Below are 15,291 nucleotides of genomic sequence, written 5' to 3'. Positions count from 1 at the left end.
ATTTAATTAATACTACTCACTATTTAAAAACTATAACTATACCCCATGGTGCCCGTGAGATCGGTAGTATTTTTAGTTTTTTGTGTTTCGCGAATTTGATTGACAAGGTTCAGGTTCAACCGGTGTTTTTTGAACACCGTATAGGATGCATTCAGGCGTACACTCAGCACACTGCTTATTTGAATATTATCCTGTTTGCTGAAATTGTATGAAGCAGACAATCCGGATGACAATTTCTTTTCAAACATTCTCGCCATAAAGCTTACTGTAGGACCCATGGTCATAAAGTCATTTCGGGCAATGGTGTTATAGCTTACGTTATATGCTGCGGTAAGGTTTATACCCTGCTGTAACCACTGAATACCGTAAGAAGTAGCCATGTTATAAAACTGCGAGCTGTTGCCTTTGGCAACAGTGCCCCCCTGATCGTCCGATGCATCCTGAAAGTTCAGGTTCATGTTCAATGAATGCATTTGCTGCCCGCTTTTTCTGGTGAGCACATTTACATTCAGGTTGGCGTTTTGCGAGATCTGGGTAAAGTTCAGCGTATCCATTTGCTGATAGGGCAATTGGTTAATGTATTCAAACTGCGGACGAATACTCATGTAGGTCTGAAAGTTGGAATAACTAAAACTGGTCTGCCATCCTTCTGATGGCGCATAATTTATATTAAGCGCGCCCACCATCCGGTGGGTAGTTCCGGATTTGCTGTTATCGAGGTTATCGCGTTGGAAGCCCACATTTGCAGAAACACTTGCTTTATCTCTTAAGAAACTTTGCGCCAGGTTCACGGTTATATTTTCCAGGTCGTTATTGAAATAATAAGTTCCAAAGGTCTGGTAGCCGGGGTCTATACGTTCGTACCCGGCGCCAATGGTGCTTTTACGAAAATTGTAATTCAACTGGGTTTTCAGGGCATGATAAACAGCAGTAGAGCCATTTCCACCTGCAAAGACATTTGTAAATCCCTTGTTATGATCTTCTGTGGTATCCCGGATATCACGGGTTAAAACACTTGTAGCATACCCGGCAGTAAGCTCCAATCCTCTCAGCGGTTGTACGCTTGCCTCGTAATGTAAGGCCATGTTTTTACCGGGAAAAATAAGGAGACTGTCAGGTGGTGTTGACAAACTGCTTTGTATATCTTTCGCTGCAAATGCTGAGATGCTGAGCCGGTACCACTTTTGATTATAACCCAATTTGGCGCCATAACCCATGCGCTTGTACACCGGGATAATACCTGAAGCGCTATCGTACTGTACTGCCTTTCGCAAGCGGCCATACATGGCGCTTATTCTCCACGGACCATCCGGCGTTAGGTCAACCCCCACGCCGGTGAACTGATGACCGCTTAATGTGTATGGCGAAAAACTCATAGCCACATCGCCGATATGCACGGCTATCCACTTATAAGTAGGATGCAAACTCAACCGGTTAGGCGGTGTGGGGTACGATAACCCATGACCGGCATTGGTGAGGTTAAAAGAAAAAGGCAGGTTGATCTTACCGAATATATTGGCATTAAGATTACCCTGTAAGAACCAGGTGAACGGTGCACGACCATAATTGCCGTTACCACTATAAAAAGCAGCGTTCGCGGCTATGCCCCCGCTAAAGCGGACGGGTTTAGCTTTGAATACATTTTTCAAACCTTCAATATCTACCTGCTGGGCAATACCCTTGTTACAATAAATAACCAATATGATGAATAAAAGGCGGGGTACAATTTTTTGCATAGCGTTCAGGGTTTCGTTTTAGGGGCTTCATGGTCCTGTGTCATGGCGTTTTCTGAACCTTTATATCTGTTATAATGTATGAATCGGAGCCGTTCTGTACAAACTGTTTTATTTTAACTGCGCCTTTGCGGCCATCGCTGGTTTTAAACAGTACCACCAGGGGCTGTATATTGTTTGTGAATTGCATCCATCCACCTGAGGTAAAATCTACCGGCATTGCCGCCAGCAGCGCATCGTTTGTCATTGTATTAAAATCAGCCACTGTAAGATTGGAAGGGCAACCGCATTGTTCCTGAGAATTAATAATGGAGGCCGGTTGAGCGCCCGGAATAGCGTCAAAAGTGTAGCTGTCAGCCGAATCGGGCGAAACAAAGCGGTTATAGGTAAAGTTTTGGTTCAACCCAAAAAACACAAGGTCAATATCTTTTCCTGCAACTGACAGGTCGTCTGCCGCTTTAAAACTGCGTTGCAGTCTGGTAGAGAAAAAACAGCCAATAGAGCCATGAGCCGTATTAATTCCAAACCGAACATCGCTGAACATGCGCAGGTTGTTGTTTGGTAATACATTAATAGTCTGCTGAACAGACTTTGTTTCTTTGTCGTTACCCGCAGTCAGCGTAATGGTATAAGAACCTGCTGCAATAAAATGAATGGATGGTTTCCGGGCAGTATCATTATCTATAGTACCACCGGTAGTTGTCCATTTCCAGTGCAGGCCACTAACGGTCTCATTATTGAGCGTTGCCGTTAACGGCGCTTCATAATCATTGTCGTCTAAAGAAGGAATGATCGTAAAAGCCGGCAGCAAAGCAGGTTGCAGAACCAGCACCTGAGAAACCGTAAAATCTTTACGGCCATTATTTACTACCAGGGTAAGCGTATGATCGCCTGGTGTATTGAATTTTATGACACCGGGATCTTTTGCCGTAGATGTAGCCGGCTGGCCGCCTTCGAATGTCCACTTATAACTAATGCCACCGGTACTTTTATTAATGATCTTTACATCGGCCGGAACAAAATCATTTACCTGAGGTCGTGCCTCGAACCCAATAATTACAGAACTATCTATCAGGATGTCCACTGTTTTGGAATTGCGGTTGTCATCATTCCAGGCTTCGAGCGTAACCGAACAATTGCCGGCAGTGGCAAAGATGATCGTTCCCGGGTCTTTTTTATCGGAATTTGCAGGTTCGCCACCGGTGAACGTCCATTTAAAATGGGTAGCCCCGGTTGTATTATTGGCAAAATTTATCTTTACCGGTGCAGAAAGATCGTTGTTCACAATGGCATATGCGAAATCAACGCTTAAAGCTGTTTCCTGTTCTTTTTTACAGGCTGCTATTGGCGCATACAACAGCACTAAATACACGAAGTATTTTATTACGGGCTTTCTCAAGGTTGAGATTTAGGGGTATAAGGGTATAAACTATTAGTACAATGGCACTTCACGCCATGAAAAAAGAGTACATGACCTGTCCTGTGGCCTTGTACCCTTTGATGCTTTTATTATTTTTTCAATACGCTCCAGTTACCTCTAAGGCCACCAGAGTTACCAAAAATTGTATCCTTCGAATATATGGTCAGATTATTTGCGGTTATAACCGATAGTTTAACGGTATCGTCCCACATGATAAGCGTAGAATCAGCAATAAAACGATACGAGCTGGTATCTATATAATTACGAGATAAAACACGTGTAATCACCCTTCCATTCGGCTCAAAGATCATCGAATCCTGTGCGCCAAAATAACGGTAAGTCGTATCTTCATGAACGCCTGTCCACCTGGTTACATATTCTTTTGCAACAACCCAGCCCCAGTGTCCTACAATAAGGTCTGCGGGCTTCTTCATGGGTTCTTCTGTTTTGGAATCATTGTCCTTTTTACAGGAATACACAAGCGCTGATAATGCAAGGGCCGAAATGATACTGAACTTTTTCATTTGGATATTTATGATTAAAAATTTAAACTGAATTTTATCTGCCGGTTAGCCAACAGACATAACTATGCGTTAACGAAGGGAATACAATCGTTTAGCTTCTAAAAGAAACTGTCGGTATAACAGCAAGACTAATGGAAGCAGGTATGTTTACCTGTTACGAAGAATAGCCCGTTAGAGAAGCAGATAACACTTAGTGTATATACTAATCGCCTGCGTGGTATTAACAACCGTAGAATTTACTAAGGATAACGATAGGGTCATGGTTTTCATAGCTATCTAACGAATATCATTATATGATATAACACTTACAGGCGCAAAACTATATTAAACTTCTTATTTATGCAAGCCAAGTTGATAAGTGTGCAGATTTTACCGTTTTTCGTGCAGATTCCGGCAATAGACGTGTAAGGCAGGCACCAAAAAAAAGAGGGGTAGATACCCCTCCTGCTCTTGTACATGAACATGTATCAACCTATAAACTACTGATGTTTGATCATTCTTTTACAATCTTTTTTATAACAGTTTTTGTTCCATTACTGATCTTCACAAAGTAAATACCGGCTGGGATCCCGTTTAACGTCAACACATACTGTGAACCTTTTACCGAAAGTGATTGTAATACCCGGCCGGTAACATCGGTGAGCAATACAGTAGCGCCATTCACAAACTCATCACTCAGTTTTACCGTAACCTGGGTTATAAGTGGATTTGGATAAACGATCACCTCGTTTAACAAAGCATCCGGAACGGGTGTGGCAGGAGTGCTTTGATCAGTTCTTGTGCCAGAAGTAGTGGAAGCAGTAACAGTAACCAGCTTCCATTGCTGATTGTCGCCGCCATTCCAGGTCCATTGATCAACATTGCCGCCATCGGCAGTTGAATTACTGTATACCTCCACCGCTTTGCCACTGTGTACGGGCGTAATGCGATAATGACCATCCGTAGCAGGCGTAAAATAAAAACGCTGGTTGTCGCCGCCGGTTGACTGCCATAGCTGAACATTGGCGCCATCGGCAGTAGAGGCGGCATTTACATCGAGGTATTTACCACTTGAAAGCCCCACAATGGCATACTTACCACCACCCATATTAGTTACCTGCCATTTTTGACAGGGGCAATCATTTGCACTCCACTGATCAACGTTAGAACCATTCGCAGTACCATTGTTGTAAACCTCCATTGGTTTGTTGCTGTGTTTTGCAAAGATCTTATAGATCCCATTGGGAATTGGCTGAGCCGTTCCTGCTGTAATGCTTACATTATCAAAACCGCTGCTGTCGATAGCCCCGGTACTGCTGCCCGAACAGGCGGCAAGCCCTACATAATAAGTGGAAGCCATAGATACGGTAGCTGACCCCATCGTAAACCAGGCTACCCCATCTAATGACTGATAAGCCGTAAATGTATTACCCGACCTTTGTAATCTGAGCCATACCGGCGTCCATGTAAATTGATCGCCATCTGTCCATGTGGTATTACCACCAGTTGAACCTCTCACTCCAAACCGGGCATAACGCCAGCCTACATCACCCAGTGTTACGGCCAATGCCGTTGCATTTGAACTGAGCGATTCACGCATTATCAAACCCGTTTTACTTAAGGTGCCGGTTATCTTATATAACCGTGCTGTAATAGTAACGTCGTTGGTTAAGCTTGTATAGGCATAACTGTACGAGTCGGCCGTACCACCAATACCCGTACCTGAACCGGCCACAATAAAGGTGCTGTCTACCACATTGGCAAAACCTGCACCGCCAGCCGCGCTTACGGTACCAATATCCTGCCGTGACCAGCCCGATGGCAAGGCGCCGGTTGCAACTGGTGTAGCGCTTACCTGTGAAGAATTAGCGCTTGTGCCAGACTGATTTAAAGCATTTACCACATAATAGTAAGTTGTACCATTGGCAACATTTTCATCGGTGTATTCGCAATAAGTATCACGCGTCCAGGTAGCGATGGTGGTATAGGGGCCGCCAGATGAAGTGGCACGCAGCACATTATATCCCTGTGCCGTAATGCCGCTGGAAGCCCATTTTAAAAACACCCGCCCCGAACCGGGCGTTGCAGTGAGCGCAGTAGGAACAGGCGCCATTGGCGAAGGCGGATACGGAGAAGAAGTTGTATTCAGTGTGAAAGTTAAAGTTCCATATCCCAGGTGGTCCAGATCGCCGCCTTCGGGCCGCAAAATGTCTGAAACAGCTTTTACATTCGGCGCAGGTAAACCTTTCAATACTGCATAATGATTATAGAGCAGTTCAAATATGGGTTTATTATCGAAACGGCCATGCCCGTTGGTGGCCAGGTAAAACATGTTTACATTATCGCAGTTATTATACGGCTTGTAAGGCACCCATTTCCAAAGATTATAAGCAGCATTATATTCTGCTCCCGCCAGTAACCTGTTACTGCTGTAAGCAAACAGGTCAACACCCTGATTATACGCTACCTGGCAGGCATAGGCAAGAAATCCAAGTCCAAGCATAGCATGTGCCTGGTCACGGCCACTTTCCTGCCACTGACCCATACCATTGGGATGAATATAATAAACAGCATTGGTGATGGCCCCATTACCGGCGCCTGTTTTAAAATAATTTATGCCTTCATTGAATTTGGCCGTATCATCAAGCAGCACCCCCATACTTATGAGCGCGCCTATATTGCAGGCATCCCAGTTGGCGAAGTAATGACTGTCGCAGGTACCATTGTGATTGGTAAGAAAATCATGACAAACGGGATACAACCAGGTGCTCATCATATTTTTAAACCGGCTGAGATCTGAAGAAGCCCAGCCCGGATACAACCGCAGCACTTCTGCTGCTATTGCAAAATCCATAACGGCAATGCCCATTAAGCCGGGAATGTCTGTTCCTGTTGGTACCTGGTTCACGGCAGCGCTCCACCCGTTTAAATTACGTACAGCACAGGCGGCGAAAGTAGTATCACCTGAAATATACCAGCGCAAAGCATTCAAATAAGCAGCATGCGCATCCGCATCGGCCCGCTGACGGCTGGCGCCCATATTTGCCTGCGGGGCGGCGGAATATGTGTTTTTTGCTTTTGAATCAGTTATCAGCACATTCCAGTCGTCTATCCATGGATGCGCAGCGGCAGCTACTTTTGTTTTCATCCGGTCAAGGTCGGTTTGCGTATGCAGACCGCCGGGATGAACAAAAGTTTGTGCGGTTACATATTTTAATAAAAGAAAAGAAAATAGCAGCAATAGCAAGCATTTGTTAGGCCTGAATTTTCCCATATGTTTTGCTTTTTGGTTTTACCAATCGTTAGATGAAATGAACAGCCGTTATATAGTGCTTAGGAGATCATAGCTGTAACCAAATTCTAAGGGTTTGAATTTCCTGGGGCTATTATCAAAAATATTATCATATAAAAGGAAACAGGGGGGAGATTTCAGTATAAAAAGGGGGTGGTTTTCGGATTTTTAAGCCATAAGCGCACAAATTACCGCATTTGATATATGATGGGCATATAAGTAACAATGCTTACATTTAAGTATTGGTGACCATTAAACTTACTGATGAAAAAAAATATTTAGTTACATGACAACTAAAATGAATTTCTTCCTGCTGATCTTCGCCATTACAGGCTTTACAAATTGCAAAACCAGTCAAATGAACCACTCATCTACAACAGAAATTGGAATGTTTAAGGTGGCAATACTTTATCCGAATGGGGAAGATAAAACCTTTGACATGGACTATTATGAAAAAAAACACATGCCAATGGTAGCTGGATTTTTAGGCAAAAATTTGAAATTTTATGAAATTGATAAGGGCATAGCAGGCAGAACCCCCAATGACAAAGTTCCTTTTGCGGCTATAGGTTATTTCTACATTAATGATGTTGCTGAATATAATAAAGCAATCGCACAAAATAGAGATGCCGTTATCAGTGACTTTAAAAATTACACCAACATTCAGCCTGTTGTACAAATTAGTGAAATTAAACAGGTGGTATACCCTGCCGCAAAGTAAAGAATAGAATCCCTAAAAATCGTTTGTCTTTCAATGGCAACCTTCAACCACTCGCGCACCAATATTATCCGGTATATTCTGATCAGCGTATTTATTATTATCCTGGTCCAGTTATTTAACCTGCAGGTGCTTTCGGGCAAGTATCGCCGGGACGCTTTCAATAACGCTGTATTTCCAAAAGTAAAGTACCCGGGCAGAGGCATTATTTTCGATCGTAACGGTAAGGCCATATTAAACAATGCCATCCTGTATGACCTGGTTGTAACACCAAAGGAAGTCAGGGCAGTTGACACTACAGAGCTTTGCGCATTACTGGGTATTGACGTGGCAGAATTCAATAAACGCCTTCGCGATGCCCGTATCAGGAATGGTGGTTACCGTCCATCCCTGTTCGCGCCACTGCTGCCTGAAGCTGTACATGTCCGTTTAGATGAAAATATATGGAAGTACCCTGGTTTCACTTTAGTTGAACGACCTGTGCGTGTTTATCCATACAATGCCGGCGCCCATCTCCTGGGCTATATTGGAGAAGCAGATTCGGCAATCATTAAACGGTCGGGCGGATTCTACAGGATCGGCGATTATGTAGGCCGCTCTGGCCTGGAAAGTACATATGAAAATGTTCTCATGGGACAGCGTGGCGTAGAATACCTGCTAAAAGATAACCTAAACAGGTTAGTAGGCAGTTACGAGAATGGCAGCTACGATACGGCTGCGGTTGCCGGGCGTAATCTACATACGTGTCTTGACATACAGCTACAAATGCTGGCCGAAAAGCTGCTGAGGGGAAAAGTGGGCGCCGTTGTTGCGCTTGATCCCAAAACCGGAGGCGTACTGGCTATGGCATCCAGCCCCGATTTTAATCCTAATGATCTGGCCGGTCCATCCAGGCAAAAAAATTATTCGCGGTTGGTGCTGGATGTGGCAAGCCCTATGTTAAACAGAGCCATCAAAGGACAATACCCCCCTGGTTCAACTTATAAACCGATGGGGGCATTAATTGCCCTGGAAGAAGGCCTCATTACATCTGCCAGTAGCTATGACTGTCACGGAACTTATTACGGTTGTAACCGCCCATTGAATTGTACGGAAAAACAGTCAGGGCATGCGGCCAATCTAAGATTGGCAATTGCCTGGTCCTGTAACTCTTTTTTTTCGGATGTTATTAAAAAGACAATCGATAACCCGGCTTATAATGATCCACGTAAGGGATTAACAGCATGGAAAGCGTATATGTCGGCTTTCGGTATGGGACATAGAACAGGAATTGACCTGCCGAGCGAAGATGGTGGCAATGTGCCGGATACCGGTCAATATGATAAAGCATATCGCGGCTTATGGAATTCATGTACCATGACGGGCGGAGGATTAGGGATAGGGCAGGATAAGATGCTGGCTACTCCCCTGCAAATGGCGAATGCGATGTGTCTTATTGCCAACAAGGGCTTTTATTTTACCCCACACCTGGTAAACAGGATTGAAGCAGAGAATTCAAACGATACACTGCTGAAAAAATACCGCGTAAAACACGAGGTGCTTACGCACATTGCACCTGATGTTTATGATGTGGTGACTGCCGGCATGCAGGACGTTGTTGAAAAGGGAACTGCCAAAACTGCCCGCATTCCCGGAATTAACATCTGCGCCAAAACCGGCACTGCACAAAATATGATCCTGCTCGACGGCAAACGTTATGAACTAAAGGAGAACTCCACTTTTGTATGTTTTGCGCCCCGGGAAGATCCAAAGATCGCTATAGCAGTTGTTGTGGAAAATGCAGGTGCTGGTGGTACATGGGCCGGCCCTATTGCGTCGCTCTTAGTAGAAAAGTACTTGCGGGATACATTATCAGGCGAACGGGTTAGAAAGGTTGAAGAGATTGCCGCTACTGATCTGATGCCCACTCACCTTGCAAGAGTGCAGTATAAGGCCGATTCAACACGAGGGTTTGAATGGTTCAAAATTACCAGGGACAGTAGTTATATCCGTAATTACTTAAAACCAGGCGCCCCGTTTGTTCCGCCGGTATTAAGAAAAAAGCGTTGATTGGCCGCAACGTTGCCCGGGAGTTACGCGAATCCGTACACCAGATTGTTCGCTTTCGTACAGTTAAAGGAGAATTTTGTTCCCGAAACCTTTGGCCTGTAAGGTCTTACAGATTGGCATATGCGTTGAATCAGCTTCCAGTCAATAAACTTAATATACAACATATGAAAATTATTACCACCGTTTTGCTGTTGGGTTCGTTACTGGCAGCAGGCGCCCTCTCAGCACAGCAAACAGAAACCAGAAAAGTTCCTGACTTTATCAAATTGGACATTGGCGGCAGTTTCGACGCCGTACTTCGGCACGGAAACGAAACATCGGTAAAGATCATTACGGAGAATATTGATCCTAAAAAGATCCTTACCGAAACAAGCGGCAACAGATTGAAGGTCTCCCTGGAAAAAGGTTTTTATCATGACATAAAGATCAAACTGGAGATTACCTATAAAGATCTTGATGTACTTAACAAATCCGGTTCCGGTAATCTCGCCTGTGAATCTGATCTCGGTGGCGCCGGCGACATTGATCTTAGCTTAAGCGGCTCCGGAAATATGACCATTAACGGAACCGTTAAAGGAACCAATATCTCTATCCTGAGAAGCGGCAGCGGCAATATGAAACTCGCCCGTTTGCAGTCCGACCGTTCAAATATGGTTTTTTCGGGTTCCGGCAACTTTGAAGTCGCCGACGGTGCTGCAAAAACACAAACCATCCATCTGAGCGGTTCCGGTAATGTAAGCGCCTATGGATTGAAAACCGAAACCTGCGCCGCGGTTGTATCTGGTTCAGGCGAAATTAAAGTAAGCGTAAGCAATTCAATTGAAGCTACCATAACCGGCTCCGGCAATATCGAATACCGCGGCAATGCCCAGGTAACCAAATTAGCCGTGCACGGTTCCGGCAGGATCAGCAAAAAAAGCTAAAATCATCCATTACCTTGCCTATAGAGCAGGATGCCCGCTTCAACAAAAGGACTATTTTTACGCATTTGAAATCAAATTGTCAATGAGTAAACAAGTTCCTGTAGTTAAGTATAACACCAGTTATCCGTCAATTGAAGACCTGCGCAACAAAGCCAGGAGAAAAATCCCAAAATTTGCCTTTGAATACCTCGATGGGGGCTGTAATGAAGATGTAAACCTGCATAAAAACACGGCAGAGATCAGAGAGGTGGAATTGGCCCCTTATTATTTGAGCAAACACAAAGGGTCGAGCCTGCAAACCGAATTGTTCGGTCATGTGTACGATGCTCCTTTTGGTATTGCGCCTGTTGGGCTACAGGGACTTATCTGGCCCAATTCGCCGCAGATCCTTGCCAAAGCCGCCATGGAGCATAATATTCCCTTTATACTGAGCACAGTTACCACAGCCGATATTGAAACCATCAGCCAGATAACGGAAGGCCGGGCCTGGTACCAGCTGTACCACCCTGCCGAAGATGGGGTGCGCGATGATATTTTAAAGCGGCTCGAAGCCGCCCAATACCCCGTGCTGGTATTGCTCAGCGATGTACCATCATTCGGGTTCAGACCAAGAGACATTCGCAATGGGCTGGCCATGCCGCCAAGAATGACCCTGAAAAACATTCTTCAGATCATGACGCGACCTGAGTGGGCATTAAAAACATTGATGTACGGTACGCCTAATTTTGCTACGCTGAAGCCCTATATGCCAAAGGGATTAAACATGAAACAGCTGGGGCTTTTCATGAATCGCACGTTTGCCGGCAGACTGAATGCGGATAAAATAGCCCCCATTCGTGATAAATGGAAGGGAAAAATTGTAGTGAAAGGTATTGCCACCGAGGCCGATACTGAAATGTGCATCAAGCTGGGCGTAGATGGCATTGTAGTTTCCAACCACGGCGGCAGGCAGCTCGATGCCGGTCAGTCGGCCATAAAATCGATGCACCCGATCATCGATCGCTATAAAGGAAAAATAAAAATTATGATGGACAGCGGGCTGCGTTCAGGTCCGGATGTAGCGAGGGTAATGGCCAGTGGCGCCGATTTTACCTTTATGGGCCGGTCGTTTATGTACAGCGTAGCTGCCCTGGGCGATGAGGGTGGTAATCATGTGATCGCTATGCTGAAAACACAATTGCAGCAGGTAATGGACCAGGTTTGTTGTGAAAAGATCTATGACCTGCCGAAGCATATTATCAAATAAGATCGCACGAAATTTGAGACGAGGCGTCACAGGTTGACGCCTTTTTTTTATGCAACCCTCCTCCTCAGCTTTATTTCGCCGATATTAAGAAAAAGCCGTTCACAGCCTGCTTTTTAATAATTTTATGGCCTCAGAACGGCATTGATGCAACAACCAACCAACGGCAATGAATTAATAATACGGGTAGTGCAGGGCGATGAGATCGCCTTTGGACAGTTGTTCCGGCAATACAAGAACAAGCTTTACTCCTTTATTTTCCACCTTAGTGGCAGTGCCACCATTGCCGAAGACGTGTTGCAGGAGGTATTTTTAAAGATCTGGCGCGACCGCAACCTGCTTACCGGCATCGACAATTTTAACGCCTACCTGTACCGCATGGCGCAAAACACGGCTATTAATGTATTACGCCGCCAAAGCCGGGAAGCCCTGCTGCTGAACGAAGTGCAGCGACTGGCGCCGGAAGGGGTTCAGGGTGATGAATTGCTCGCCGCCAAAGAAGTGCGAACCGCCCTGCAACAGGCCATCAACAACCTGCCGCCCCAACAACGAAAGGTGTACCAGTTAGGTCAGGAACAGGGACTTACTTACGAGCAGATCGCCGACTCCCTCGGCATTTCCACTTCCACCGTTCGCAATCACATGGTGCAGGCCCTGAAAGCCATCCGGGAATATATCGCGCTCCACTTCCCTACCCTTCTTATCTACCTCGTTCCGATGTTAGCCATGATGATGACTTAAAAAATATTTTTCGGGCGACTAGACTTCTCCTTCCGGCGGTTTGTCACACCTATACACGATCACAATTCCATAACCTTTTTATAACCTTTCCGAAACACGTTTAAGCCATGTCTCAACAAAGACTACAGGATCTACTTGATAAATTATTAACCGACGATTGCACAGCCGCTGAAAAGCAGGAACTGTTTCAACTGATTGAATCAGTGGAAGATGACCCGCAATTACAGGAGGTGTTGGAAGGCGCATGGATGCGCTATCACCAACCCGGTCATGTTGTTGCAGAAGATCGCTCGGCTGCCATCCTGAAAAATATCCTGAACGAAAACCAGGTAGTGCCCCTGCGCAGAAAAAGAAAGCTATGGCCCTATATGGCTGCCGCTTCGGTGGTAGTACTGATTGGTTTGGGAATTTACCGCCTGTCGCTGCCCACAGCAAAAGGACCGGTTAAACCAAATATAGCAGCGATCACCAATGATGTGAAAGCGCCCGATAAAAGCAAAGCGACCTTGACCCTGGCCGGGGGACAACAGATCTTGCTCGATCAGGCACAAAGCGGAACGCTGGCAACAGAAAACGGCATGCGCGTGGTAAAAGAGAAAGACGGTCAACTGGCGTACGAAAGAACAGGAGCCAGCAACATGCCAACCGCCTATAATACATTGAACAATCCGAGAGGTAGCCGGGTAGTAACGCTTACCCTGCCCGATGGTACCAGGGTTTGGATGAATGCAGGCACCTCGCTTACTTATCCGACTGCTTTTGCCGCCAATGAAAGAAAAGTAGCGTTGACCGGTGAAGCCTATTTTGAAGTAGCGAAGGACCCCCGAAAACCATTCAGCGTACATTTCGTATCAGCAGGTAGAGAGGGAAATGTAGAAGTATTAGGTACTCACTTTAATATTAACGCGTACGATGACGAACCGGCAGTAAATACAACCTTATTGGAAGGTGCTGTAAAAGTGAAGTCAGAATTAGGAAACATTATTTTAAAACCTGGCGAACAGGCATCCTTATCCCATTCCTCCCAAACATCCCACCCCATCCCAGTTCAGACAGTGATGGCGTGGAAGAATGGATTGTTCGATTACAAACGCAGCGATATAACAGAAGTATTGCGCGATGCGGCCCGGTGGTACGATATTGATATTGTGTATGCAGGCAATCGTCCCAACGACACTTTTACCGGTGGCATAGACCGCACAGCCACCTTAACAGAGCTGTTGACCATTTTACAGATGACGGGTGTACGCTTTAAACTGGAAGGAAGAAAATTGATCGTGTTGAGTGGTAAATAACAAACGGAGACAAGTGATCCGAAAAAACCGCCCCGAATTGGCGTTCGGAGCGGCGAGTAAGTCGGGATCATTTTTTATAAAAAGTCGGGCAGACTTAATTATTGTTAAACCGTCTGAACGGATCCATCCGGAATGACCCAAACCAACCAAAACTATGCAGTTACAGGCGAACGGCAAAATATTGCCGTACCCATCACTAAAAACGCTGTTGATGATGAAGTTTACGGCTTTTCTGATCCTGGCCACCTGCTTACAGTTACAGGCCAACACGTATGCGCAAACCATTACATTGAATGTAAAGAACAGCCCCCTGGAATTTGTATTGGGACAGTTAAAAAAACAGAGTGGTTACCAGTTCTTTTACAAAGATGCTGCGCTGCGCAATGCCAAACCAGTAACCCTGGAAGTAAGCAATCGCCCTTTTGAAGAAGTACTGAACCTGTGTTTGAAAGACCAGCCTTTGAGCTGGAGCATTGTGAAAAATACAGTAGTGATCCTGGAAAAAGAGCAGGACCGCTCCATTGCCCGCACAGACACGGTTCCGCAGAATCAGGCCACCGGCGCTCCGCAAACCGTTAGCGGTACTTTGCTGGAGAATACCGGTAAACCCATAAGCGGTGCAGCAGTAGCGCTTACTGCTGCCAATCAGGGCAGTACCCGGTATAGCTATACCGATGAGCAGGGCGTTTTCTCCTTTCCCGAAGTACCCCCCGGCTCCTACTCTATCATCATTACACACGTTACTTATAACCGGGTTGACAGAAAAGTTAAAGTAACCAACGCCCCGGTTTCCCTGCACCTGAGCATGGCGCCTTTTACAGATGAGCAAAAGGAAGTGGAAGTAGTCATGAACAACGGTTACCAGTCAAAAAGCAAAGCCACCCAAACCGGCGCCGCCAATGTGATAGGTTCCAAAGAAATTGAAGCCAGTCCTTCTACCAACATTATGGAGCGCCTGGAAGGTAAAGTGCCTGGTGTATTGTTCGATGTTCGTAACAACCGCATCCAGGTAAGAGGTACGAATGGTCTTAATGCCAACGGCCTGGTTGCCCCGCTTATTGTTATTGACGGGTTTCCGGCCATTGATCAAAACCTCACCAACATACCCAGTGCATCGGTAGACAGAAACCCTGCTACCTCCAAGATCATCAATTCCACCGGCAACGCCATCCTCAGCACCCTTAACCCCAACGATATTGAAAGCATTACCTTTTTAAAAGATGCAGCAGCCGCTGCCATCTGGGGTTCCATGGCTGCCAATGGTGTTATTGTTATTGAAACCAAACGAGGTAAAAGAGGTACGCCACAGGTAAACCTGAATACAACGCTCAGCGTTTCCAACCCGGCCAATTTTAAAAACCTCAAAACCATGTC

11 protein-coding genes are annotated in these 15,291 nt (G+C 45.6%); 7 read left to right on the top strand and 4 right to left on the bottom strand.

Annotated features, from left to right (window positions below):
• Positions 1 to 23 precede the first annotated feature (23 nt).
• The 4 genes from ACJ751_RS03430 to ACJ751_RS03415 all read right to left on the bottom strand — a co-directional run bounded on the left by ACJ751_RS03430 (position 24) and on the right by ACJ751_RS03415 (position 6,930).
• Positions 24 to 1,736 (bottom strand): hypothetical protein, encoded by a 1,713-nt coding sequence (locus tag ACJ751_RS03430; RefSeq protein WP_407743973.1) that lies wholly within the window; start codon positions 1,734 to 1,736, stop codon positions 24 to 26.
• A 40-nt stretch (positions 1,737 to 1,776) separates the two neighbouring features.
• A complete protein-coding gene (locus tag ACJ751_RS03425; protein WP_407743972.1) occupies positions 1,777 to 3,132 on the bottom strand; it encodes a PKD domain-containing protein in 1,356 nt (451 codons plus the stop codon).
• Between the two features lie 110 nt (positions 3,133 to 3,242).
• Positions 3,243 to 3,677 carry a hypothetical protein gene (locus ACJ751_RS03420; RefSeq protein WP_407743971.1) on the bottom strand — a complete coding sequence of 145 codons (435 nt, stop codon included), beginning with the start codon at positions 3,675 to 3,677 and terminating at the stop codon, positions 3,243 to 3,245.
• Between the two features lie 493 nt (positions 3,678 to 4,170).
• Positions 4,171 to 6,930 (bottom strand): RICIN domain-containing protein, encoded by a 2,760-nt coding sequence (locus tag ACJ751_RS03415; protein ID WP_407743970.1) that lies wholly within the window; start codon positions 6,928 to 6,930, stop codon positions 4,171 to 4,173.
• Between the two features lie 304 nt (positions 6,931 to 7,234).
• On the opposite strand from ACJ751_RS03415, the gene ACJ751_RS03410 reads away from it, so the two are divergent.
• From ACJ751_RS03410 to ACJ751_RS03380, 7 genes are all read left to right on the top strand, one after another.
• Entirely contained in the window at positions 7,235 to 7,669 is a 435-nt protein-coding gene (locus ACJ751_RS03410) for an EthD family reductase (protein ID WP_407743969.1), read from the top strand.
• 33 nt (positions 7,670 to 7,702) lie between these two features.
• Positions 7,703 to 9,715, top strand: coding sequence for a penicillin-binding protein 2 (mrdA, locus tag ACJ751_RS03405; RefSeq protein WP_407743968.1), 2,013 nt, complete (start codon positions 7,703 to 7,705; stop codon positions 9,713 to 9,715).
• Between the two features lie 164 nt (positions 9,716 to 9,879).
• Complete coding sequence (locus tag ACJ751_RS03400; protein ID WP_407743967.1) at positions 9,880 to 10,638, top strand: head GIN domain-containing protein; 759 nt, start codon at positions 9,880 to 9,882, stop codon at positions 10,636 to 10,638.
• Positions 10,639 to 10,720: 82 nt separating this feature from the next.
• Complete coding sequence (locus ACJ751_RS03395) at positions 10,721 to 11,884, top strand: alpha-hydroxy-acid oxidizing protein (RefSeq protein WP_407743966.1); 1,164 nt, start codon at positions 10,721 to 10,723, stop codon at positions 11,882 to 11,884.
• 144 nt (positions 11,885 to 12,028) lie between these two features.
• Positions 12,029 to 12,622 carry an RNA polymerase sigma factor gene (locus ACJ751_RS03390; RefSeq protein ID WP_407743965.1) on the top strand — a complete coding sequence of 198 codons (594 nt, stop codon included), beginning with the start codon at positions 12,029 to 12,031 and terminating at the stop codon, positions 12,620 to 12,622.
• 107 nt (positions 12,623 to 12,729) lie between these two features.
• The gene (locus ACJ751_RS03385; RefSeq protein WP_407743964.1) at positions 12,730 to 13,917 is read left to right on the top strand and encodes a FecR family protein; all 1,188 of its coding nucleotides are present in this window, start codon (positions 12,730 to 12,732) and stop codon (positions 13,915 to 13,917) included.
• A gap of 154 nt (positions 13,918 to 14,071) precedes the next feature.
• A partial coding sequence (locus tag ACJ751_RS03380; RefSeq protein WP_407743963.1) for a carboxypeptidase regulatory-like domain-containing protein occupies positions 14,072 to 15,291 on the top strand: 1,220 nt, incomplete at its 3' end.

This window comes from Niastella sp. (assembly GCF_045805085.1).
GTDB lineage: Bacteria > Bacteroidota > Bacteroidia > Chitinophagales > Chitinophagaceae > Niastella.
This window is presented reverse-complemented; position numbering and strand designations above follow the sequence as displayed.